This is a genomic window from Lacticaseibacillus porcinae, assembly GCF_003946305.1.
GTDB lineage: Bacteria > Bacillota > Bacilli > Lactobacillales > Lactobacillaceae > Lacticaseibacillus > Lacticaseibacillus porcinae.
Genome location: NZ_RHNS01000002.1, coordinates 117,942 through 139,603, shown reverse-complemented (window position 1 = coordinate 139,603; position 21,662 = coordinate 117,942). Strand labels below are relative to the sequence as shown.

The 21,662-nt window shown below is 48.1% G+C and carries 21 protein-coding genes; 4 read left to right on the top strand and 17 right to left on the bottom strand.

Going from position 1 to position 21,662, the window contains the following annotated elements:
• Positions 1–54: 54 nt before the first annotated feature.
• The 5 genes from EKM92_RS02985 to gndA form a co-directional block, all read right to left on the bottom strand.
• Positions 55–510, bottom strand: a complete 456-nt coding sequence (locus tag EKM92_RS02985) for a MarR family winged helix-turn-helix transcriptional regulator (protein WP_125707727.1) — start codon at positions 508–510, stop codon at positions 55–57.
• A 36-nt stretch (positions 511–546) separates the two neighbouring features.
• Positions 547–4,320: a YhgE/Pip family protein gene (locus tag EKM92_RS02980; RefSeq protein WP_125707725.1), complete on the bottom strand. Its 3,774-nt coding sequence runs from the start codon at positions 4,318–4,320 to the stop codon at positions 547–549.
• Between the two features lie 222 nt (positions 4,321–4,542).
• Complete coding sequence (locus EKM92_RS02975) at positions 4,543–6,114, bottom strand: ATP-binding protein (RefSeq protein WP_338035093.1); 1,572 nt, start codon at positions 6,112–6,114, stop codon at positions 4,543–4,545.
• Entirely contained in the window at positions 6,111–6,797 is a 687-nt protein-coding gene (locus tag EKM92_RS02970) for a response regulator transcription factor (RefSeq protein WP_056964689.1), read from the bottom strand. Before EKM92_RS02970 ends, EKM92_RS02975 begins: the two co-directional genes overlap by 4 nt.
• A 316-nt stretch (positions 6,798–7,113) precedes the next feature.
• Positions 7,114–8,538, bottom strand: coding sequence for an NADP-dependent phosphogluconate dehydrogenase (gndA, locus tag EKM92_RS02965; protein ID WP_125707722.1), 1,425 nt, complete (start codon positions 8,536–8,538; stop codon positions 7,114–7,116).
• Positions 8,539–9,506: 968 nt separating this feature from the next.
• Here gndA and EKM92_RS02960 point away from each other — a divergent pair.
• On the top strand, positions 9,507–10,112 hold the full coding sequence (locus EKM92_RS02960) for a hypothetical protein (RefSeq protein WP_125707720.1): 606 nt from the start codon (positions 9,507–9,509) through the stop codon (positions 10,110–10,112).
• Positions 10,113–10,157: 45 nt separating this feature from the next.
• Here the strand turns inward: EKM92_RS02960 and EKM92_RS02955 are convergent, their stop codons facing one another.
• Genes EKM92_RS02955 through EKM92_RS02915 form a run of 9 tightly spaced genes read right to left on the bottom strand, consistent with a single transcriptional unit; the run spans position 10,158 to position 16,165 of the window.
• Positions 10,158–10,712: a YceD family protein gene (locus EKM92_RS02955; RefSeq protein WP_125707718.1), complete on the bottom strand. Its 555-nt coding sequence runs from the start codon at positions 10,710–10,712 to the stop codon at positions 10,158–10,160.
• Positions 10,713–10,724: 12 nt separating this feature from the next.
• Positions 10,725–11,861 carry a nucleotidyltransferase gene (locus EKM92_RS02950; RefSeq protein ID WP_125707716.1) on the bottom strand — a complete coding sequence of 379 codons (1,137 nt, stop codon included), beginning with the start codon at positions 11,859–11,861 and terminating at the stop codon, positions 10,725–10,727.
• A 2-nt stretch (positions 11,862–11,863) separates the two neighbouring features.
• Entirely contained in the window at positions 11,864–12,601 is a 738-nt protein-coding gene (locus EKM92_RS02945) for a class I SAM-dependent DNA methyltransferase (protein ID WP_125707714.1), read from the bottom strand.
• Positions 12,601–12,957: a ribosome silencing factor gene (gene rsfS, locus EKM92_RS02940; RefSeq protein ID WP_056964698.1), complete on the bottom strand. Its 357-nt coding sequence runs from the start codon at positions 12,955–12,957 to the stop codon at positions 12,601–12,603. Before rsfS ends, EKM92_RS02945 begins: the two co-directional genes overlap by 1 nt.
• 3 nt (positions 12,958–12,960) lie before the next feature.
• Positions 12,961–13,563, bottom strand: coding sequence for a bis(5'-nucleosyl)-tetraphosphatase (symmetrical) YqeK (yqeK, locus tag EKM92_RS02935; RefSeq protein ID WP_125707712.1), 603 nt, complete (start codon positions 13,561–13,563; stop codon positions 12,961–12,963).
• On the bottom strand, positions 13,550–14,206 hold the full coding sequence (locus tag EKM92_RS02930; RefSeq protein WP_420812553.1) for a nicotinate-nucleotide adenylyltransferase: 657 nt from the start codon (positions 14,204–14,206) through the stop codon (positions 13,550–13,552). The genes yqeK and EKM92_RS02930 overlap by 14 nt, the downstream gene beginning before the upstream one ends.
• Positions 14,207–14,215: 9 nt before the next feature.
• On the bottom strand, positions 14,216–14,527 hold the full coding sequence (locus tag EKM92_RS02925) for a YhbY family RNA-binding protein (RefSeq protein WP_125707710.1): 312 nt from the start codon (positions 14,525–14,527) through the stop codon (positions 14,216–14,218).
• Positions 14,528–14,538: 11 nt separating this feature from the next.
• A complete protein-coding gene (gene yqeH / locus EKM92_RS02920) occupies positions 14,539–15,648 on the bottom strand; it encodes a ribosome biogenesis GTPase YqeH (RefSeq protein ID WP_125707708.1) in 1,110 nt (369 codons plus the stop codon).
• Positions 15,641–16,165: a YqeG family HAD IIIA-type phosphatase gene (locus EKM92_RS02915; protein WP_191988943.1), complete on the bottom strand. Its 525-nt coding sequence runs from the start codon at positions 16,163–16,165 to the stop codon at positions 15,641–15,643. The genes yqeH and EKM92_RS02915 overlap by 8 nt, the downstream gene beginning before the upstream one ends.
• A 141-nt stretch (positions 16,166–16,306) precedes the next feature.
• Between EKM92_RS02915 and EKM92_RS02910 the strand changes: the two genes are divergently transcribed.
• From EKM92_RS02910 to EKM92_RS02900, 3 genes are read left to right on the top strand one after another with little or no spacing between them, the layout of a single operon-like run.
• Positions 16,307–17,269 (top strand): VOC family protein, encoded by a 963-nt coding sequence (locus EKM92_RS02910; RefSeq protein WP_125707704.1) that lies wholly within the window; start codon positions 16,307–16,309, stop codon positions 17,267–17,269.
• Positions 17,266–17,877, top strand: coding sequence for an alpha/beta hydrolase (locus EKM92_RS02905; RefSeq protein WP_125707702.1), 612 nt, complete (start codon positions 17,266–17,268; stop codon positions 17,875–17,877). The genes EKM92_RS02910 and EKM92_RS02905 overlap by 4 nt, the downstream gene beginning before the upstream one ends.
• Complete coding sequence (locus tag EKM92_RS02900) at positions 17,874–18,827, top strand: NADP-dependent oxidoreductase (RefSeq protein WP_125707700.1); 954 nt, start codon at positions 17,874–17,876, stop codon at positions 18,825–18,827. The genes EKM92_RS02905 and EKM92_RS02900 overlap by 4 nt, the downstream gene beginning before the upstream one ends.
• Positions 18,828–18,882: 55 nt before the next feature.
• Here the strand turns inward: EKM92_RS02900 and EKM92_RS02895 are convergent, their stop codons facing one another.
• From EKM92_RS02895 to rpmI, 3 genes are all read right to left on the bottom strand, one after another.
• Complete coding sequence (locus EKM92_RS02895) at positions 18,883–20,589, bottom strand: M3 family oligoendopeptidase (protein WP_125707698.1); 1,707 nt, start codon at positions 20,587–20,589, stop codon at positions 18,883–18,885.
• Between the two features lie 409 nt (positions 20,590–20,998).
• Entirely contained in the window at positions 20,999–21,355 is a 357-nt protein-coding gene (rplT, locus tag EKM92_RS02890; RefSeq protein ID WP_125707696.1) for a 50S ribosomal protein L20, read from the bottom strand.
• Between the two features lie 103 nt (positions 21,356–21,458).
• Positions 21,459–21,659 (bottom strand): 50S ribosomal protein L35, encoded by a 201-nt coding sequence (rpmI, locus tag EKM92_RS02885; RefSeq protein WP_054718570.1) that lies wholly within the window; start codon positions 21,657–21,659, stop codon positions 21,459–21,461.
• Positions 21,660–21,662: the final 3 nt, after the last annotated feature.

The window sequence follows — 21,662 nt, the reverse complement described above, 5'->3', positions numbered from 1 at the left end:
ATTGGTATAGCTCAAAGAAAAAGGAGCCAGACAATTTGTCTGACTCCTTTAATGTTATTCACCGCGGTCGGCTTTATCTTTGGCGATGATGGTTTCGCCGACGCGGCGCATGATCCGCAATAATTCATGCGCATCTTGTTCGCCTAACATATCGACCCAATCATAAAAGCGTTTATGGATCACTTTGTTCAAGCGTAAGGTGATTTCTTCGCCGCGGTCCGTCAACCGCAGGTATAACCGTCTGCGATCGATATCGTCGCGTTCTTGCGTGATAGTGCCTTTTTCCAATAGGGTCTTGATCTGCCGAGAAATCGCCGCGCGAGTAACACCACGTTTTTTGGCAATTTCAGATAAACCCAATTCCTCACCTGCAGCTAAGTCGCGCATGATCAAGAATTGTTCAAATGAGATCCCGTCAGCCTTCATCGGCTCTGAGATCAAGTCGCCCACGTACTTAAACGCATTGAAGTAGACTTCGATATATGCTTCCAACAAGTCGGTTTCGGCCATCTTATATTCCCCCTATTGGATATAGAGTATCACATTTTACTCTTTTTCGCTTGCATGATTCCAATTTGATTGTAAACCAACAGCTGGAATCATCAAAGCCAGAGACAATAAGGCAACGATCACTAAGACGAAGATGCTGGAAACCACGGTACCACTGGCGATCCCACCAGAAATGGCATCACGGTAACCGTTGATGGCGTAAGTCATCGGCAAGAACTTCTGGGTGCTTTCATACAAAGGACTAATCGTTTGTGCTGGGAACAACCCACCAGAACCACTCAACGTGAGTAATCCTAACGCGATGAAAATGCCAACGCGAGAAAAGGCAAGGTTCAACACTTGCGTCAAGTACATCGCAGATAAGGCAAACAAGATCGTCATCGCATAGAAGCCGAAGATGTGAGCAACTGGCAAACCGATCACTAACATCAAAGTGGCTTCAACTAATGCTGCGACGATTGCCACCATAGTACCAACTAAGACTTTACCCCCAAGCCAAGAAATCAAGCTAGCGTCGTCATCATCATTGCGCTTCATAGGATAAGCGAAGTTGAAAATGATGATCGCGACAAACATAGCCAAGGCAAGGACATAAGGTGCTAAGGCAGCCCCATAGTTTTTCACATGAGTATATTTCTTTTGGACGTCTTTAGAAGGTGAAGCGAACATTTTAGCCGTCAGCTTCGTCAACTTGGTGGCTGCGACTTGTTGATAGCCGTCAGTTAAGCCAGTCGACAATTGGTTGCTACCATCAGTGAGCTGGTGATTATTTGCCACCAATTGACCGGTGCCGTCCTTCAATTGCTTGACCCCAGAACTTAAGGCTGGGACTTTGCTGTTCAGTTCGTTTAAACCGGTACGCAACTGGCCTGAGCCGCTGTAAAGTTGGCTGACACCAGAAGCGAGGGCTGGAACATTGCCGTTAAGTTGCGTCAAGCCGGTGCTTAATTGTGCAGAACCGGTGTAAAGTTGACCAACCCCTGAAACCAAAGCTGGTGTATTGCCGTTCAACTTGATCAAACCACTGCTTAACTCAGTAGATCCTGAATATAGCTGGTTAACACCAGATACTAATGCCGGTACCTTACCATTCAATTGAGTTAAGCCGTCACTAACTTGACCGGAGCCGCTGTAAAGTTGATCGACTCCAGAAATCAAGGCCGGCACATTGCCATTGAATTCCACCAAGCCATCATATAACTGAGTCGAACCAGTGTGTAGCTGACTCACACCAGATACTAACGCTGGCACTTGACTCTTGAGGTTGTCCAAACCAGTAGATTCTTGATCAGCGCCATCATATAAGTCATGCACCCCGGCAGTTAAAGTTGGGACACTGGCGTTTAATTGACTCACACCAGTCTTTAGTGCCGTCGAATTCGCTGATAGTTTTTGACCACCGTTATTCAACGCAGTCAATGCTTGAGTCAAAGTGTATTCATTTTGATCAACACCAGTTGGATCAGTGGTGCCGTTGTAAATCGTCTTGGAGCCTTCATAAAGATCAGAAACCCCAGAAGACAAGGTTGGCACTTGCCCATTCAGCTGGCCTAAGCCATCAGTGAGCTGGGTCACACCACTTGATAATTGTGGCGCTTTGGTGTTCAGACTCGCCAAGCCATCATCCAGTTGCTTTGCCCCAGACACTAATGCTGGAATATTATCATTGAGATGTTTGATCCCAGCGACAAGTTGTGCGATTGATTGTGAATAAGTCAACTTTTGACTCATACCAGGAATCGCTTGAGGATCATTTAAGGAACCACTCAACGTCTTCAAATTCGTATCGAATTCGGAAACAGCAGTTAACAACCCTTTCGGATCAGCGACCCCAGTTGCGGCATTGGTATTATCCTCACGATCCGTCGTGGTCAAGTTGTAATCAACTGTGTTCAGGACCATCATTGCTGTTGTCAGTTTCGTCGACGCCGCAGTTGAAGCCTTCGTTTGTTTCTCGAAAGCTTCTTTAAGCGCTTGTTGTTGATCAGGATCGGAAACTTTGTCAATCGCGGCTTCCATCTGATTATTAGCATCATTCACATCATTTTTGACTGCAGTTGCTTCCTTCATGAACCCGCTACCAGCACCGAACATGCTTGAGGTAGCTGGATATTTGTCTGCAGAATAAAATTTGTGGAACATATCAATTTGACTGCTTACAGTGTTGTGCAGTTTGCTCATCGCCGCACTCAGTTGACTCGTTGCAGTCGGGAGATTTGGCGACCCTGTAACTGTCGCTTTTTGGAGATTCTCCAAACCATCGACTAATTGTTGGACGCCATCTTGCATGGCAGGATATTGCGTGCCATTGGCATCTGTGGACTTAGTAGTTACCGCCCGATACAACTGATCCATCCCAGTTGATAAGGCATTCACACTTTTGACTAAATCAGTATCATCAGTGTTCCCATTGACTTGGGCATTGATTGCCACGGCACCATTGTATAAATCAGAAACGCCTTGAGATAACGCCGGAACATTCCCATTTAAAGTCTTCAGGCCGTCAGCCAATTGCATTAGATTTTGGGTTTTGTCGGCAATGCTCTTGCTATACAACACGCTGATCCCACTGGTGATTTGATCGGAGCCATCGACGTATTGATTGACGCCATCATTTAATTGCGACACGCCATCTGCTAAGTCTGGCACTTGTGCTTGTAGCTTACCGAGGCCATCTTTGAGTTGAGCGCCGCCGTCAGCTAACTGACTGACACCATCAGATAAGGCTGGCATTTGTAGATCCAGCTTTTCCAAGCCGTCATTTAATTCGGCGCTCCCTGCGACTAATTTAACCACACCATCTTTCAGCGTTGGTAATTTAAGTTGAAGATCGCCAAGGCCTGCAGTCACTTGACCAGAACCAACCGTTAACTTCGATACGCCATCTGCCAAGGTCGGGACTTGTAATTGTAAGTCGCCTAAACCATTAGTCAGCTTCACGCCGCCGGCAGTCAACTTAATGATCCCATCAGACAATACAGGCACTTGCGCATTCAAGTCTCCCAAGCCAGCATTGAGTTGTTGACCACCCAGAGTCAGCTGTGACACCCCACTGGACAATTCTGGTACTTTAGCTTGGAGTTGGCCGACACCAGTATATAATTTGTTCCCGCCATCTGCGAGTTGTTGAACACCGCTAGATAATTGTGGTACAGAATCATTTATCTGGGTCACACCATCATCTGCTTGCTTGACCCCATTGGTATATTTGATCAAGCCATCGTCTAACTGCTTTGCTCCATCAGCTGCAGTTTTTAGCTTGCCACCAATTTCACCGATTTTATTGAACAATTCAGTGGAAAAGGCGGTGGTGAGTTTTTCTTTGATTTTGCTATTTAACCGATCGACCCCAACTTGGCTGATGATCTCAGAAACATAGTTCAATGAACCATTGGTTTCGTATGTAAGCTTCATCTGCTTAGGGTTGGCATCTAACACCGTGGCAGCATCTTTAGAAAAATCCTTGGGGATCGTCACCACAGTATAAAACTTGTTATTTTTAAGCCCTTGGGCAGCTTTAGCCGCACTGACGAAATGCCATTCTAATTGTGAATCGTCATGCAATTGTGCGACTGTATCCGCGCCAGCCTGGATCTTTTTCCCTTCCAAAGTGGCAGGTTGATCGAGATTCACTACCGCGACTGGGATCTTACCAGTATTTCCATAAGGATCCCAGGCACTGGTCAGAAAACAAAACGAGTAGAAAAATGGAATCAAGATCACTGCGATCATCGCCCACATGAGCCCCTTGTGAGCGGTGATCAACTTCAACTCTCGCTTGATCACTTGCTTGTCAACTCCTTTAGTCATTGATCGCGACCCAATTCGGGTTACGTGTTAACGGGATATATTGTATACGCCATTAACATGTTTTTAAATATGCGACTTTTTTAAGAAAATGTCAAGAAAAGATGAATATTTTCCGCATATTATCCCAGCAAAAGCCTGAATTCTCGGCATTTGTGGTCCACTGAATTTCAGGAAATGGTAGCACAAAAAAGCCTCAACTCATCTTTGAGTTGAGGCCAATGGTTAAAGTTGACTATCTTTGAAGGGATCTTCAGGTGCTTGCGCATCCGCTAAACTTTGCAAATGTTCAGCCACATCAGGCGTGATCGTCGGCAAGTCGATCCGGAAACTTGACCCATGGCCTAACGCAGAATCCACAGAAATCTCACCATGATAGCTTTCGATTAATTGTTGCGCGATGGACAACCCTAAGCCGTTGCCACCTTTTTCCCGCGAACGGGCTTTGTCGACACGATAGAAGCGGTTGAAAACGCGCTGGCGATCTTCATTGGATAAGCCTTCACCGAAATCTTGGACGGCAATGGCTGCTCCATCGGTATTAGTCGCCGCAGAGACATGAATTTCTTTGCGCGTGGTTGAATATTTAACCGCATTGTCCAACAAAATGATCATCACTTGTTCCAAGTGATTGCGATACATTCGTACCCATACTGGCCCTTGCAAGTCGTTGTCTAAGATAAACACGAAATCTGGATGGATCATCGTGAAATCATTGACCACTTGTTCCACCAGTTGGTTGAGATCGACCACCGCATTAGGAAATTGGACGTCAACTTGATCAGCACGGGTCAGATCCAGCATTTCTTGGATCAACGACTTCATGCGGGTCACTTCTTGCAAACTGGCAGTCAACGATTCATCTAAAACCTCTGGATCATCTTTGCCCCAGCGATTCAACAGTTGCAAATGCCCTTCCAAAATCGCCACGGGAGTCCGCAATTCATGCGAGACATCGGTGACAAACACCGCTTGTTGATCGATGAAGCGCTGAATGCGATCAAGCATACCGTTGAATTCATTGACCAAATCGCCGAGTTCATCGTTTTGTTTGAGTTGTGGAATGCGGACTTCAGATTGCGGTTCGTCGTTGACCACGGCAATGGTTTTGGTGATCGAACGGATCGGCTTGAGGAAGCGGCGGGACATAATGAAGCCCATCAAAAGTGACACTAACAATGCGACGCCGCTTAAGATCAAAATCATGTTCAACAACCGCCGCATGGTGGCATGAGTGGCTTGCATGCGATCAGTGATTTGGACATAACCGAGGTGCTTGCCAGTGGTCGATGACACGATCGGCGCAGAGACGATCATGCCGTTGAAATCACCTTTTTGGATCATTTTGTAAGTGGTGGTTTTGGTTTTCACCAGCGGCTGATCTTCACTGCGCGTACTGTACAATTCAACGCCTGAATTGCTGTACACCGCTAGTGACACGTCAGCACGGGACAGTTTTTGAATGACGGAATCCGCAAACACAGATTCATCATTGCCGCCGACCAGCGATACACCAGTGCCAGCACTGGTTTGGTAGTCACTACCGTCGATTTCAAGTAATGGGGTGACATTGTCAACAGTGAGCTTCGAGGCGATCGGGGACAATCGCTGCTCAACGGCGCTTAAGGTATCTTGTAAGGTGCGCTGTTCTTGCGACCTCAAAATTCTGCCAGTCGCGCCATAAAGCACCAATGAAAACACCAAAAACGTCACGAAAATGCCCACCCCGACCACAGTCGTCCACTTAACCGCTAACGGTAAGCGACGTCTGGGTTTTGGTTGCGATTCGTTGATCACGAGCGCATGACGTAACCGGTTCCCCGAACGGTTTGGATATAGCTAGGTTCGCCAGCACGATCGATCTTGTTGCGAATGTAGCGGACATAAACATCCACGACGTTAGTTTCAACATCAGAGTTGTAGCCCCAAACTTTAGACAACAAAACGTCACGCGCTAAGACAACGTTGATGTTTTCCATCAAAGTCAACAGCAATTCGTATTCACGTTTGGTCAGTTCGATGATGTCGTCGCCACGACGAACCACGCGGTTTTCTTTTTCAATGGTCAAGTCGCGATAAGTCAAAGTGGTTTGCTTAGCGGCGTTATGTTCGCCTTCGATAGAGATCCGGCGAAGCAAAGCGCGTAAACGAGCCAGCAATTCTTCAATCGCAAAAGGCTTAACGATATAGTCGTCAGCCCCATGATCCAAACCAGAAACGCGGTCGATCACAGAATCGCGAGCAGTCATCATGATAATTGGGGTGTTTTTGGTTTGGCGAACGCGACGGCAAACTTCTAACCCGTTGAGTTCTGGCAACATCAAGTCAAGCAAGATCGCATCCCAGTCTTCGCTTAACGCAGCTTCAAGGCCTGTGCGCCCGTTAAAGTGCACGGCAGTTTCGTAACCTTCGTGCTTCAATTCCAGTTCGACGAAGCGGGCGAGGTTTTTCTCATCTTCAATAATTAAAATTCGGCTCATGATTGGACTCCTTTGTCATTTTCACCTATTTTGAGGCGATGACAAAATTCTCATCTTGCCGCGCCTCGTCGTCTTGCTTTTCTCATGCAAAACGTTGCTTGTGCCATTGTACCATAGATTTTTTTAACTGACTATCACAGTTATTCTTAAGAGTGTTTGCCACAAAGAAAAGGAAGAATTTCTGGTAAAATGAGTTGGACTAGACCAAAATGCTAATATAGTCTTCACTAACTAACACTTTTCTCTTTGGTCTATTCCAATTCAACAATTGACCATAAAAAAACTGAGCTACCTCGGCAGCTCAGTTTCAATTTGATTATTGTTCAGTATACCAAGTGTAATGGTACGTGCCTTCGCGATCGGTACGTTCGTAGGTATGGGCACCGAAGTAATCACGTTGGGCTTGTAAAATGTTGGCAGGCAATACTTCGCTACGATAAGAATCATAGTAAGAAATGGCAGCCATGAACCCTGGCACTGGCACACCAGCTTTAGCAGCTAAGCCGACCAAGTCACGGACAGCTTCTTGATAGTTCTTGGTGATGTCGATGAAGTAATCATCAAGCAACAAGTTCTTCAAAGCTGGGTTCTTTTCGTAAGCGTTGGTGATGTTTTGCAAGAATTGAGCGCGGATGATGCAACCGGCACGCCAAATCGATGCGATTTCACCGTAGTTCAAGTCCCAATCATAGTGATCAGAAGCCACCCGCATTTGTTCGAAGCCTTGGGCGTAACTCATCAACTTGGAGAAGTACAACGCTTTGCGGATCATTTCGATGGCTTCAGCTTTGTCGCCGGCGTCAACGTTGCCTACTGGCTTTGGCAAAACTTTGCTTGCGGCGACACGTTCGTCTTTCATTGCGGAAATGTAGCGTGCGTACAAGGATTCAGTGATGACAGATTGAGGAACCCCAAGTTCAGCAGCAGATTGTGAACTCCACTTCCCAGTGCCTTTGTTGCCGGCGCGATCCAAGATCACGTCAACGATAGGCTTGCCAGTCCCTAGATCATCTTTGCGAGTCAAAATTTCTGCAGTGATGTCGATCAAGTAAGAATGCAATTCACCTTTCGACCAGTCAGCAAAGACTTTGGCGATTTCATCCATATCCAAGCCCACAAAGTTGCGCAGCAAGTTGTAAGCTTCAGCGATCAATTCCATATCGCCGTATTCAATGCCGTTGTGGACCATTTTGACATAGTGGCCGGCGCCATCTGGCCCGATGTAAGCAACACAAGCAGAACCGTCTTCATCAGCTTTGGCAGCGATTTGGTTCAACACTGGGGCAACCAAGTCGTAAGCTTCACGTTGGCCGCCTGGCATGAGACTTGGGCCTTGCAAGGCGCCAAGTTCACCACCGGACACACCCATGCCGATGAAGTTGATGCCAGAGTTGGCAAGATCTTTGTTGCGCCGACGGGTGTCATGGAAGTTAGTGTTCCCACCATCGATCAAAATGTCGCCTTTATCTAATAATGGTAACAATTGCGCGATGACCGCATCCGTGCCGGCCCCAGCTTTCACCATTAAAATGATGCGGCGAGGCTTTTCAAGGCTGGCCACAAAGTCTTCGATTGTGTAGCTTGGCACAAGTTTTTTATCTGCGTGGTCTTTGGCCACAGTTTCAGTTTTGCTGGCGGTACGGTTATAAATGGCGACGGTGTAGCCGCGGCTTTCGATGTTTAAAGCCAGGTTTTTCCCCATCACGGCCATGCCAATGACGCCAATTGTCGGTTTATCCATTAAATATTGCCTCCTAATACGCAAAAAAGCGCAACTTCGTACCTTTTCATGGTAGCAGAATTAAGCGCAGATTAAAAGTGGCACACGACGAATTCAACTGCTTGTCAGCAAATAATTAATCATCCGGCTGACGGCACAACAAATCCACGAAACAGTATTCTGCTTCGTGGATTCACGGCTGTATGCCATTCAATTACGATGATACAATTCCAACAACAATCAAGGACGTTGCTGCGGGCCTTGGCTTATTAGACCTCAACCGCGTTCGTTGCTAATCGGCTTTGCACTGCCTTTGGCAAACAGACGTCGCCTTGCGTCTCACGTCACCGTGAGGGCACTACTCCCGGCTGTAACTGGTTTGAGTCCACGACTGGGACCCTTCAGTACCGGCACTTTGGAACTGGAGATCTAGCAGCGCTCGACAGTTAAGCCCAGATGCTACGGGATGGTCTCCGAGAGTTTAGCGGGCACTTCCACCCGTCGCGAAGTGATACGAGTGACCTGCGCTCAGCCACCCACTCCTCATAGAATTCGACATCATGATAACGCCTTCATAGAACTAAGTCAAGTACTTATGCCGAGAACTTTTTGTAAATGTTTTGTATCGACGATGTTGAGAGCCCGGAAAAAGTTTTTTGCGCGTTTTAAAGACTTAAAATTTGTCAATTCAGTCACTTGCCTTCACAATGACAATAGAAAGGGGTGACAAGACGCTACTACAAAGCCGTAAACAATTTCAATTTCGGGCCGTCACTGCTGGCACAGTGCGATTACCCTGCTTAATGCCTGATGGCCACATTCGTAAGTATGATTTGGTAATCTTAGGTGCCAATCGTTTTGCACGTGGTGGTAAACACGAACAACTGGGTTGGCCACCGCAAACTGTTTTTGCCGAATACGGGCCGTCATTTATAAAAAAACACGGCAGCTTGGGCTATGCCAAGGCGGTAAGCTTACAAGGTCACCTCATGACGGTGAATTTAATTACGGACCCTGCTGATCTCGATTTTGCCAACCAAATGCAACGCGCGTTCATAGGCGCAGAAATCAAAGCTTTTCGGCGGTGGTTGAAAACGTCAGACCATCCACAGCGAACCGACTGGTCTCAACAAGTCCGTCAACTCGAACACAGTATCAAAGCTTTTGGCGATCGGAAACTGACTTATTATCAGTTATTGCAGCAATTCATCGCTCACTTTGAAGGCGGCAGTGACCGTCAAATACACCGCCTCAAAGTTCGCGTAGCACTTGCCAATGAGATTCGAGATCACTATGACAAAGCAATCAACTCCCGCTTGCCAGTCGCAATTTTAGTCATTAACATCAAAAACGTCGAACATTACATGTATAGTAACGCCCGCGATATCCAGTTCAACACTGATCAAGAAGACGCAGCGTTGCGCAAAACTGACGACTTACTACGGGTAATGTTTTTGCGGGTCAATCAACAAAAAGCGCAATTTGAACGCGACCACATGCCTTTTTACGATCCTCAATGGTTAGCCACGCAACAAGCACGCAACCAACCGATTTGGTATCCCGAACAACTCGATCATTATCACCTAAAATTTTGAAGTCAAACAAAAAGCGCGAAGCTGAAAGGCTTCACGCTACTTAAATTAATCTTTTTGGTCGTCGTTGTCGTCAAACAATCCTTGCAACCCAGCAAAAGGAGAATTCTTTTCATTTTCTTTTGCTTTGGTGGCGGCAAAATCATCTTCTGACACCACTTCCCAATCTTCACCTTTTGGCATGTTGGCGCCTTGTTCTTCTTCAGGCGTCAAGATCTTCATGGGAATGCTCAACACGATGTGGTCCAGCACTGCGGCGCCAAGGTCGAGTTCATCATCTTCTAAAGTGATGACCAATTCGCCGTCTTGATATTTTTCTCGCGCGGCGTCGTCGGTGACGTAGATCTCGCTAAAGGTGAAATCAAGTGGTAACTTCACAGGGGTCAATGACCGCGTCGATGGCACGGTGAGTTCCCCTTTAATGGTGGCAGACAACAAGAAGTCGCCATCATCGGCGCTTAAGTATGCATCCAGTTGCATCGGCGTGGCGTCTAAAATTTCAGGATCGCGCGCCAATAATTCTGCCTTCACGTCCAAAGTTTCTTGGATGTGCATCGGGGTGTGTTTGTATTTTGCCAAATCGGCAACGGTAAATTTTAGCATAACTGCCTCCTATCAAAAACGATATGGGACCCGACCATAATTTTGGTCTGGGGCGCCGAGAAATGTGATCAAATTATCTGCTTGTTGTTGCACCGCCATTAAGCCTTTAGGCGTCAGTTGGTCAGCGGTAGGTTTGACGATCAATGGCAAGCCGACTGACTTTTTGACTTGATGTAAATACGCTTGCCCAGCTTGGGTGAAGCCTAACACATGCAAAAAGCGGTGTTGTTGCGCCGCGTCAACTTGCGCTTGGGTGAGGTTTAACACCACATTCAAACACAATCGCCGCAGCCTTGCATAGGTGTAGCGCTTGGACTTGATGGCCGTCATGAAATCATCAAATGACTGCTGGCCTTTGATTTGTTGACTCAACCGATATTGCAACCCTTCGCTCATACCGCTGATCTGCTCAAGTTCACTCAGGCTAGCAGTCAATAAGCGGTATTTCAACAGTGGGAAAAGTTGCGACCAATCGTAATGCGGCGATGACAAGCTGGTAACTGATGCTTCAGGCATCCATTCATTCACGGGTTGTCCTGATGTGATCAGCTCCCGTAAATGGCTGGCACTCGCAAATTGTGAAGCGACATGTTGCGCATCATGGTCAACGCCGACGCGCGGGATGGCCAACAATTTCAACCCTGCTTGCAACTGCAAATTCGCCTGCGCATAACTCATCCCCAACAATAAATTTGGTTGCGACAAGTCTAACCCTGTTGCTTCGCGGTATTGTTGGTTGAGTTGGGTGGCATAAGTTTGGGTGAAATCTTGAAACCCTGAAGCGTCAAATTTGGCACTTTGCAGTCGCTCAGCAGCACGCGCGTAGTCCACGTCTGCGGCTTCAGTGCCAAAGGCTAAACTTGAAACGCCTAGCGCTTGCATGATCGCCACGCCACCAGTCGCAAACTGCGGCGCTGCTTGCACGGCGTCAAATACTGGCAACTCAACGACAAGGTCGGCGCCACATTGCAAAGCGGCTTTCGCGCGCGCCCACTTATCGAGAATGGCCGGCTCGCCACGTTGCACAAAGTTCCCAGACATGGCAACTACCACCACATCAGCGTTGGCGCGGCGCCGTGCCTCTGCCAAAGCGTGGACATGTCCATTATGCAGCGGATTAAATTCTGCGATCATCCCCACTGCTTGCATGATTACGCCTTTTTCGCGTGGAAGAACCACCGCGTGTCGTTGTCATCAACGGCTTTTTCGCCGAAGTCTGCAGTGACTTCAATGTTGGAGAAGCCGACTGCTTGCAATTGCGCGACAATGTCAGCGACAGGATAGGTGCGTTCATGGTGGGTCTCTTGCATTGGGTGGTAAGCATCGATGTCTTCGTCGTACACGAAGAAGGTCAAATCATGTTCCACAGTGTGCGGCAAGTCCCCTTCATAGCTACTCCACATGAAGGCATAGTCTTCAGTTTGGTAGTTGTACATGTACCCAGGGAACACGTCATCAATTTGATGCAGCGAATGCGCATCGAACATGAAGTCACCACCTGCTTCTAGCACGCCATACACGGAAGCGAACACTTGGCGAACATTATCAAGATCTGGCATGTAGCACAGCGAATCATCAAAACAAGTCACCACTGACACAGGTTCAATGCCGTCAAGTTCGCGCATGTCGCCTTGCATCAATAGCATTTGCTTGTTTTGATCCACGAGCTTAGCTTCTGCAAGGTCGAGCATTTCGCTAGACAAGTCAAACAACGCCACATCAAAGCCGGCGTCTTGTAATAACAGCGCCAAGCTACCAGAGCCGCCTGCCAATTCTAATAATTTCTGACCGTGGGCGGGGACACGTTTTTGGACGTAATCCCGCCAACGCAAGTAAAGTGAATCATCCATTAAGGTGTCGTACACTTGCGCGAAACTGGAATAAATCATTAGTCAGTGACCCATTGTTGCACGTCAACTAACGGCGCGTCAGACCAAAGCTTCTCCAAGTTGTAGAATTCACGTTCTTCTGGGACGAAGACATGCACCACAATGTCGTTGAAGTCCATCAACATCCACCGACTGCCTTTTTTGCCTTCGATCCGTGGTTGGTTGCCACCAGCTGCCATCACTGCATCTTCGACACCGTCAACGATAGCTTGCACTTGGCGTTCGGAATTCCCGTTCATGATGACAAAATAATCTGCCAACAATGACACGCCTTCCATATCTAAAGCAACGATGTCTTCGGCGCGCTTGTCATCTGCGGCCTTGACGATAGTTTCTAATAATTGGGTTTTATCCATTGATTACTCCTTTGGTTGAATAAATGCGTTATAGGTCAATAAAGTTTTTGGGTAGACGATGTAGCGATTGGCGATCAAGTAGCTTAAGGTGTTTTCCAATTCGATCAACGTGGCTTCGCGCATGTTGGTTTTGGCAGCGGCACGTGCTTTGATCTCCGCTTCAAGTTTGCGTTCAGGTTCAATGAAGTCCGCTACAAAAATGATTTGATCAAGTGTCGTCATTTGCGGATCGCCGGTGGTATGGCGCTCAATGGCTTGGATCACCAAATGATCGGTGATGCCGACTTCTTGTTTAATGAACCAAGTGCCAACGATGCCGTGCCAAATGCCGCGGTTGTAATGCAAAAGATCCAAATCAAAGCCGTTACGTTTGATCACATCGATGTAGTCAGTTTTTGAGATCTCTTTGGCATAGTCATGCAATAAGCCTGCAAGCCCCGCGCGATCGACATCTTCGCCGAAACGTTCAGCGAGAACGCGTGCAGTTTGTTCCACCCGTAAGCAATGTTGATAACGTTCAGGACTTAAGCGATTCTGCAGTAAGGCTAAAATGCTGCCTCGCGACTGCCCGTTGGTCAATTGACTCGGGTATTCAATGGTCGCCAAGATATAATCCTTCTTTCTTAATATAATCACGCACCGCATCAGGCACCAAGTAGCGAATGCTTTGGCCCCTTGCGACACGCTCCCTGATTTGAGTCGAGGAAATTTCAATGATCGGCGCATCCACCCACACGATTGGATAAGGACTAGCAGGCGCGTAGCCTGGGCGCTTGACCCCGACAAAAGTCACTAACTTCACCAAGTCGTTGATGCGATACCACTTCGGTAAATAGTCGACCATGTCAGCCCCGATAATGAAAAAATAATCCGTGTCAGGATGCAATTTCTTCAAGTCAACCATGGTGTCATAAGTGTAGCTGACGCCTCCGCGTTCGAGTTCGCACAATTCCAACCCAAATAACGGGTTGTCTTTGATCGCTAGCTCCAACATTTGCAACCGTTGGGCAGCTGGCAGCGCATCTTTGTGATCGACATGCGGCGGTTGGTTATCTGGCATAAAGCAGACTTGCTTTAACCCCAGTTGCGTCCCCACCGCTTCTGCCATGATCAAATGCCCGTTGTGAATGGGATTAAACGTCCCGCCAAACAACGCGACTTGTTTGCGACGTGGCCCTAGGATCTGCACCGATTCTTTAGCGGTGATCACCGGATGCGACAACGTGGTGGTTTTCATGAATGTCCCCATGACTGATGCCTACAGCTTTGCGAGTTCCGCAGACAATTTGCGGTTTTCTGGATCAAAGGCACGTTTGTAAACGACCAAGCTGCGGCCGATCGTTTGGGCAATGTCCATCCCTGGAATCGCTTCTTGTAAAGCCTCGCCCACAGACTTTGGGGTATCGTCAGTAGCAGGCAATAAGCTGATCTTGATCATTTCACGGGCTTCTAAAGCCGCTTTGACGCCATCGATGAACGTGTCTGAGACACCGTTTTTACCGACGTTGATCAATGGCTTTTGAGTCATGGCTAAGCTGCGTAAGTAACGCTTTTGTTTCCCTGTTAACATGTTTTTCTCCTTTAAACCAATGCTTTGCGGATCAACACATCGACCCCTTTAGGCGCCCAACCAGCAACGGTAACGCCTGCAGGTACGACGATCCAACCAAGGCCGGCAAACACTAAATCAGACTTTTGCTTAGGCGTGAATTCAAAGCGGACCAATTCTGGAAAATCTGCCCCTGGACGCGGTGGCTGCAATAAGCCGGCTTTGTGCTTTTCATAAAAGGCATCGGCATTTTCTAATTTGGTGCGGTGCAATAATAATTGATTATCGACGTAAATCGTGAAGCCTGAGCGTTTGCCGCGTAAGAAATCAAACCGCGCCAAACCGGCTAAGAAAATCGTTTGCCCAGGGTTTAATTGATAAACCGCTGGCCGGATTGGTTTGGTCGGAGCGACTAAGTTCAAATCTTTGGTGTCGATGTAATGCGCCATTTGACCGCGGTGAATGATCCCTGGAGTATCGATCAACGCTTTGCCATCAGACAGTGGAATTTCGATGCGATCAAGCGTGGTGCCTGGGAAGCGTGAGGTGGTGATCAATTCTTGCACCCCAGTCAATCGCTTGATGATTTGGTTGATCAACGTCGATTTCCCAGTGTTGGTGACGCCAACGACGTAAACATCGCGACCTTCGCGATATTTTTCAATGGTGTCAAGCAACTCGTCGATCATTTTCCCTTTTTTGGCCGAGGTCAACATGGTCGCCACTGGCCGTAAGCCTTGGGCATGCGCCGCTTGTGTCAACCAATTGGTCAACTTACGTGGGTTGACGGACTTTGGTAAGACGTCCGCTTTGTTGCCGACTAAAATCACTGGGTTGTCGCCGACAAAGCGGTGCAAACCAGGGATGACCGAACCGTTAAAGTCGAAAATATCGACCACATTAACGATCAAGGCATCGCTTTGGCCTAAGGCGTTCAACAAGTTCAAAAAGTCATCATCAGTTAATTCAACGTCTTGCACTTCATTGTAATGCCGCAAGCGGAAGCACCGTTGGCAATACACTTCAGCGTCGGGATCGGCTTGGATCTTTGCCAAACTGCTACTTGGCAAGTAGCCTGATTTGTTTGGATCTTCCGTTTGAAGCAACGCCCCACAACCAATGCAACGCAATTCTTCAGTCATTAATGTCCTCCATATAAGTTAGACGCTTTTTGCCGCCTAACAACCAAAATGCTCCGCGTTCAAAAAAGCGCGTGATCCGCGTATTCCAAGCATCTGTTTCCACCAGCGGTTGCACCAGAATGGTTTTAACGCCAGCAATGTTGCCGGCTAACACATCAGTCAACAGTTGGTCGCCGACCATCACCACGTCTTGCTTCTGAAAACCCAGTTGTTTGATCGCGCGGTGGATGCCAACTGGTAAAGGTTTCAACGCCCGGGAAACAAATGGTAAGTCGAGTTTGGCTAACGCGCGCTTGACGCGATCATGATTGTTGTTGGATACCACCATCACGATCACCCCAGCATCTTGCATCGCTTGCAACCAATCATGCAGTTGCTTGGTGCCATCTGGGTTGTTCCAAGCGATCAAGGTGTTATCGAGATCACACAATACCGCTTTGATGCCTTGTTGTTGCAAGTGCGAAGGGGTCAATCCATACACCGCTTGCACCAGCCACGTTGGTTTAATTACTGCCACACATGGGCCTCCGTTTCTTTGCATATCTAACCTATTATAACAAAGATGCTAGGCCTTGCACACCGCCGCGAAGCTTGAAAATCGCCTTTTGGAAAATAAGCGTGTACACTTAAGCTATAGAAGCAAAAGGAGGTCAGTCAAATGTCTCTGCCACCGTTGCAAGGAATCCATCATGTCACGGCCATCGCTCGCGATCCAAAATCTTCCTATGAGTTTATGACGCATATTTTAGGGTTGCGGTTGATCAAACAAACCGTCAACTTTGATCAACCAGACAGCTACCATTTTTATTTCACTGATGCCGTCGGGACTGCAGGTAGCGACCTCACCTTTTTCTTTTTGCCTAAGCAATTGCCTGCAGTTCGTGGTAGTAATATGATCGCTGCGATCAGCTTTCGCGTGGTGGATGATCACGCCTTGGGGCAATGGGCCGAACGCTTGGCGAGCTTTGGCATTGAATCCACTCGCCAAACGCGATTCGGCGATGCCGTCCTCACCTTTGAAGACGCTGATGGGCAAGTTTTTGAACTGTGGTCAGATACCCATGACCCAACGCCTGCAGTCAACCAACCATGGGACCAAAGCCCAGTCGATGCTGAGATCGCGTTGCGCGGCTTAGGTCCGGTGACCATCAGCGTCGTCAATGCTGCGCACTTAGCTTATGTGTTAACTGACGTGCTCGGCTTTCACCTCTTGGCCACTGCCAAAAGCCAACAATTATTTGCCCTCGGCACTCGTGGCCACAGTCAACAGCTCATCATTGATGCGCAACCCAACCTGCCAATTGCCACTCAAGGTTATGGGATGGGCCATCACATTGCCTTCATCACTGAAGATCAGGCGAGTTTACAACAATGGGTGGCGCACTTAGGAGAATTTGACTTGTCGCAGTCAGGCATTGTCGATCGGTATTACTTTCAATCTGATTATTTCCGTCCCAGTCCCCAATTATTATTTGAAGTGGCAACGCGGGGACCAAGATTTTTCCGTGATGAAACGCCGAGCCAAGCCGGTCAGCAATTGGTGTTGCCACCATGGCTGGCAGCACAACGCCAATCTCTTCAACCGCAATTGCCACCTTTTCAAATCGGAGGTGCAACATGACGATTTATGACCCTAGTACTAGCACCACCACCTTGATTTTGCTGCATGGGACCGGCGGCTCAGAACGCGATTTGATCCCCATCGCGAAGTTTCTTGCGCCGCAAGCTGCGCGCTTAGCCATCGGCGGGCGCGTGGTGGAAAATGAACAATCACGCTATTTCGCGCATACGGCAACCGGCGGCTTTGATTTAGCCGATGCCAAACGGCAAGCAACTTGGTTGACCACGGAAATCACGGCACAACTCGCGGCGCATCACCGCGACCCGCAACATGCCATCGTGTTAGGTTATTCTAACGGTGCTAACATTGCGGCCTATGCGATGTTGCATCAACCAGTTCCTTGGCGCGATGCGATGTTACTGCATCCTGTGTCGATCGAAGCTTTTCATCCAAGGCGCCGGTTGTTCAATACTCGCGTGTGGTTGACCCATGGCGCCGGTGATCCTTACAGCACCAAAGAAAATTTCACCCAATTACAAACGCAATTCACTCAAGCCTTTGCGGCAGTGGCGACTTATTCCCATCGCCGCGGTCACGCATTGATCCAAGCGGAACTCAATGCCACCAAGCGATGGCTGCAAACCATTTTAGAGGAGGAAGTACAATGAAACGTTTTGGTTTTGATCATTTCGGTAGTCCTCGGGTGTTTAACCTGATCAATGCGCAAGCCCCACAACCAAAAGCTGGTCAAGTCCAACTGGAAGTCTTAGGCTTTGGCCTCAATCCTTACGACGCCAGCTTGCGTCGCGGTGAACAAACCGCGCGGCCATTAAAATTTCCCATCGTCCCAGGCTCTGATGTCGTCGGTCGCGTCTCAGCCTTAGGTGAAGGCGTCGATGATTTTCAACTTGGCGATGTGGTGATCAATTATCGCCCGATCGGCGGCTACAGCGAATTCGTCACTGCCAGCACCAGCAAGATCATCAAAAAGCCCACAGCCATCAGCTTCATGACTGCCGCGGCGTTACCGTTAGTCGGGATCGCAGCTTTTTCGATCCTCAATCAACTTGACTTACATCAACACGACCGCTTAGTGATCATCGGCGCTGGCGGCGGGGTCGGCAGTATCTTGGTGCAACTCGCCAAAGCCCAAGGGGTGCATGTCGTCGCGATCGCCAGCCTTGCCCATCACGATCAACTCAAAGCTTTAGGCGCAGACGTGATCTTAGATGATGTCGAAGCGCAAGCCTTGCAGTCCCATCATTATCCCAATGTCGTCAACGTCCGCTTCAACGGTGCCACGACCCCTTTGGCACAACGGCTCGTCACTAGCGGCGGGAAGTTGTTGACCAGCGCTTATGTTGACGTCCCTGATGGCGATTATCAAAATCTGCATTTGACCAAACTCGCGCCGACTGATGTCGCCTTGGCAGCGTTAATGACAACTGCTCGTTCATGGGGATTGACCATGACCATCGGTGAAAGTTTACCGTTCACTGTTGAAGGTGTGCGCCATGGCCATGAACTCATGGAAGCCGGCAACACTGGTGGAAAATTAGTGGTGATGCAACCAGACACCGTATTGAACGCCGCCCACCTGAATCGGAATTTACTTTAGAAAAAATCGACGGCAGCAACTTCTATTATATAGAAGTAACTGGCGTCGATTTTAGTTAGTGGTGATCAAGTTGTTGGTCGTCAACGGCGTCAAGGGCCGCTTGCACCGCATTTAAGGTATCGCGTAACGCGTCTGGTTCAAATGGCGAGCGCAAATGGCCAGTTTGAATCAATTCGATCAACGTTTGTGACCCACCGGCTTTGGCCATCGCCATGTAATCGTCCCAAGCTTTGGGATCATGGTCAACGTTGAACCGTTGCCAGAATTCAAACGCCAGCACTTGCGCAATGGTGTAGTCCAAATAATAAAATGGCACATCGAAAATATGGGCTTGGCGGAACCAGTAAATGCCGTGATCTAAGGCTGAATTTTCACTGTAATCGCGATCCGGACAATATAATTTTTCCAAACGTCGCCATGCTGCTTTGCGTTCTGTCGGCGTCCAGTCTGGATGGGTGTAAACCTCATGTTGGAAGTGATCCACTAAGATCCCGTAAGGCAAGAATTCGAGTGCTGCTTGCAAATGGGCATACAAGTATTTATCGGTTTGCCCTTCAAAAAATGCCGGCATATAAGGATAAGCGATAAACTCCATGCTCATTGAGAAAATTTCCGCTGCTTCATTCGTCGGAAATACCGTATCGCCTGGTTGGATCCAGCGGGCAACATAGGTTTGCAAGGCGTGCCCTGCTTCATGAGTCAACACATCGACATCGCCACTTGTGCCATTGAAGTTCGAGAAAATAAATGGCGATTCAACACTTGGAATATATTCCGCAAAACCACCGCCAGCTTTACCAGGCTTAGCCACCAGATCCAGCAAATGCGAATCGATCATATGTTGAAAGAATTCGCCTGCGACTGGGGACATTTGATGGTACATATGATTGGCTTTGGCCACCAGTTCGATCGGCGTCCCCACTGGTTTGGCATTGCCTGATTTAAACTGCACGCCGAGATCAAAGTATTCAAGTTTGGACAACCCTAAACGCTTTGCTTGCTTTTCTCGTTGGATCACTACTTTCGGGACCACTTGAGTTTGAATCGCTTCACGGTATGTTGACACTTGCGCTTCATCATAACCGAAGCGATCCATAAACACGTAACTCATTTCAGAATAATCTTTAAAACCGAGTTTGTGGGCCATTTCAGTGCGTACTTGGACCATTTGATCATAAATCTGATCGATTTGAGCTTCATGGTCAGCGTACCAGCCCCAATATGCGGTACTGGCAGCTTTGCGAAGGTCGCGATCGGCATCTGCCATAGGCGCGCCAAGTTGCGCAAGCGTGTATGTTTTCCCACCAAATTCAATTTCCGCACCAGCAGTTAAATTATCATATTCACTGATCAATTGATTATCGCGTTGTTGCAGTTCAAGCACTGCTGGCGTTCGGATCCGTAGTTGATTCTCAGCCTTTAAGAAAAATGGCTTCGGATAAATCGCTTCTAATTCATCACGATAGGGACTGTTGACTAACGCTTTGAGGTAATCGGTCTCCACATTGTCATATTGTGGGCCATATTCATTCCAATAATCGTCTTCTGCGGTGTAATAATCATCGCGTGTATCAATACTGTGGCGGATCATTGCCAGCATTGCCGCAGACATCACCGCATTAACTGCTGGAACCGTCGCCTTGGCCACCTTCACTGCAGCTTCTGCAGTAGATGCGTCGGCCAAAGCTTTCGCCGCTTGCGTCATGGTCGTTTGATAAGTTTGAAAATTCGGACGTTCGTATTTAACTTGTGTGAAATCCATAAACCCCACCTCCTGTGCCTATTATCGCCGAGTGCTTCTGTTTGAGCAATAGTGACTCAGGATTCAACGACTTGATATCAGATTTACATTAACATGAATCAAAAACAGTTGCCCATTTCACAGCAGTCGAAGCTCGTTGTGTCAGAACGATCCGGAAACCAGAAAAGCTAAAGGCGTAAGGTCAATTGACGGAGGCTGGACAAGCATCAGCCGTCGAACCATTGTTGGCGGTTCACCGCCTTACAATGGCACAAGATTTGAGATCCACTCGCGGGCTTTGCGAGTTAGCTCAAATCTCGTGGACTGCGTTCCATGCTTGTCCAGCCAGAGTCAATTGGCCTGGAGCCTTTAGCTTTTCGTGCCGCAAGGCAAAAAAAGACCAGACACAAGGTCTGATCTTTTACGCTATTTAGGCTAAAGCCTTTTTAGCTGTTTCTGCTAAGGCAGTGAAGCCTGCAGGATCAGCGATAGCAATATCTGCTAACATTTTACGGTTCATGTCGACGTTAGCCAACTTCAAACCGTGCATCAGCTTGCTGTAAGAAAGACCGTTCATACGCGCAGCGGCGTTGATACGGGCGATCCACAAACGACGGAAATCACGCTTCTTCGCACGACGATCGCGGAAAGCATAGCGATAAGAAACCATCAATTGGGCATTTGCAGACTTGAATAAACGGTGCTTAGAACCGCGGTAGCCTTTAGTAAGCTTTAAGACCTTTTTGCGGCGAGCGCGAGTAACAGTTCCACCTTTAACACGTGGCATTAGAATTCCTCCCTAATTTCAACTCACACAACGTTGTGTGAAGTGTAAAACGATAACATGAGCGCGAGATCCGTGCTCCATCAATGAGCTTCCGTAAAGGAAACTACTTCATTTGGCTGAGCATCTGGCGGATCCGCTTCATATCTGAATGGGATACTAAGCCGGACTTGCGCAGTTGACGGCGTTGCTTCTTGGTCTTACCGTGGAAACGGTGAGAAGTGTAAGCGTGGCCCCGCTTCAAAGCACCGCTAGCGGTTTTCTTGAAGCGCTTAGCTGAAGCGCGATGGGTCTTGAATTTTGGCATGAC

Excerpts from the sequence above, each read along its gene's own strand:
- EKM92_RS02925 (WP_125707710.1), bottom strand. The coding sequence starts at position 14,527 with ATGTTAACAGGGAAACAAAAGCGTTACTTACGCAGCTTAGCCATGACT.
- yqeH (WP_125707708.1), bottom strand. The coding sequence starts at position 15,648 with ATGACTGAAGAATTGCGTTGCATTGGTTGTGGGGCGTTGCTTCAAACG.
- EKM92_RS02895 (WP_125707698.1), bottom strand. The coding sequence starts at position 20,589 with ATGGATTTCACACAAGTTAAATACGAACGTCCGAATTTTCAAACTTAT.
- EKM92_RS02900 (WP_125707700.1), top strand. The coding sequence starts at position 17,874 with ATGAAACGTTTTGGTTTTGATCATTTCGGTAGTCCTCGGGTGTTTAAC.
- EKM92_RS02930 (WP_420812553.1), bottom strand. The coding sequence starts at position 14,206 with ATGGGGACATTCATGAAAACCACCACGTTGTCGCATCCGGTGATCACC.
- EKM92_RS02970 (WP_056964689.1), bottom strand. The coding sequence starts at position 6,797 with ATGAGCCGAATTTTAATTATTGAAGATGAGAAAAACCTCGCCCGCTTC.
- rplT (WP_125707696.1), bottom strand. The coding sequence starts at position 21,355 with ATGCCACGTGTTAAAGGTGGAACTGTTACTCGCGCTCGCCGCAAAAAG.
- EKM92_RS02985 (WP_125707727.1), bottom strand. The coding sequence starts at position 510 with ATGGCCGAAACCGACTTGTTGGAAGCATATATCGAAGTCTACTTCAAT.
- EKM92_RS02905 (WP_125707702.1), top strand. The coding sequence starts at position 17,266 with ATGACGATTTATGACCCTAGTACTAGCACCACCACCTTGATTTTGCTG.
- rsfS (WP_056964698.1), bottom strand. The coding sequence starts at position 12,957 with ATGGATAAAACCCAATTATTAGAAACTATCGTCAAGGCCGCAGATGAC.
- EKM92_RS02910 (WP_125707704.1), top strand. The coding sequence starts at position 16,307 with ATGTCTCTGCCACCGTTGCAAGGAATCCATCATGTCACGGCCATCGCT.
- EKM92_RS02960 (WP_125707720.1), top strand. The coding sequence starts at position 9,507 with ATGACGGTGAATTTAATTACGGACCCTGCTGATCTCGATTTTGCCAAC.
- rpmI (WP_054718570.1), bottom strand. The coding sequence starts at position 21,659 with ATGCCAAAATTCAAGACCCATCGCGCTTCAGCTAAGCGCTTCAAGAAA.
- gndA (WP_125707722.1), bottom strand. The coding sequence starts at position 8,538 with ATGGATAAACCGACAATTGGCGTCATTGGCATGGCCGTGATGGGGAAA.
- EKM92_RS02955 (WP_125707718.1), bottom strand. The coding sequence starts at position 10,712 with ATGCTAAAATTTACCGTTGCCGATTTGGCAAAATACAAACACACCCCG.
- EKM92_RS02950 (WP_125707716.1), bottom strand. The coding sequence starts at position 11,861 with ATGCAAGCAGTGGGGATGATCGCAGAATTTAATCCGCTGCATAATGGA.
- EKM92_RS02980 (WP_125707725.1), bottom strand. The coding sequence starts at position 4,320 with ATGACTAAAGGAGTTGACAAGCAAGTGATCAAGCGAGAGTTGAAGTTG.
- EKM92_RS02945 (WP_125707714.1), bottom strand. The coding sequence starts at position 12,601 with ATGATTTATTCCAGTTTCGCGCAAGTGTACGACACCTTAATGGATGAT.